Source organism: Campylobacter concisus (assembly GCF_002914195.1).
GTDB classification, from domain to species: domain Bacteria; phylum Campylobacterota; class Campylobacteria; order Campylobacterales; family Campylobacteraceae; genus Campylobacter_A; species Campylobacter_A concisus_M.
In genome coordinates this window covers 1-446 of sequence record NZ_PPAU01000051.1, presented here as the reverse complement: position 1 = coordinate 446, position 446 = coordinate 1, and the positions used below count along the sequence as shown (strand labels likewise).

Annotated in this window: 1 protein-coding gene; it reads left to right on the top strand. The window is 35.9% G+C overall.

Going from position 1 to position 446, the window contains the following annotated elements:
• On the top strand, window positions 1-446 hold a 446-nt coding region (locus CYP28_RS01785; RefSeq protein WP_103592879.1), incomplete at both ends, for a replication protein.

The following is a 446-nucleotide window of genomic DNA, read 5'->3' as shown; positions in this document are numbered from 1 at the left end:
TCACAAGACAATAAAAATGTCAAAAAGAGAAATTGGGCTTTTGTTGCATACCCTGAGAGTATGCCAACTAACTGGCTTGAAATATTACAAGAAACAGGCGCACCGATTGCTATTTCACCGCTACACGATAAAGATTTGAATGCTGATGAACACGAGAAAAAGGCACATTATCACTTTATAATTTGTTATGGTGGTCCAACGTCTTTTAATGTTGTTAAACGTCTAACTGATAAATTAAACGCACCTATTCCGATAGCTTTAGAGCAAATAAGGGGCTATTATCGTTATTGTACGCACAAGGACAACCCAGAGAAGCACCAGTATGATGAAAGCGAAATAAAGTGCCTTAACGGCTTTAAAATTAGTGATTATGTTGAGCTTACAAGAAGCGTAGTATCAAAAATCAAAAAAGAGATTAGAGATATTATTCGCGGTAATTGTTTATC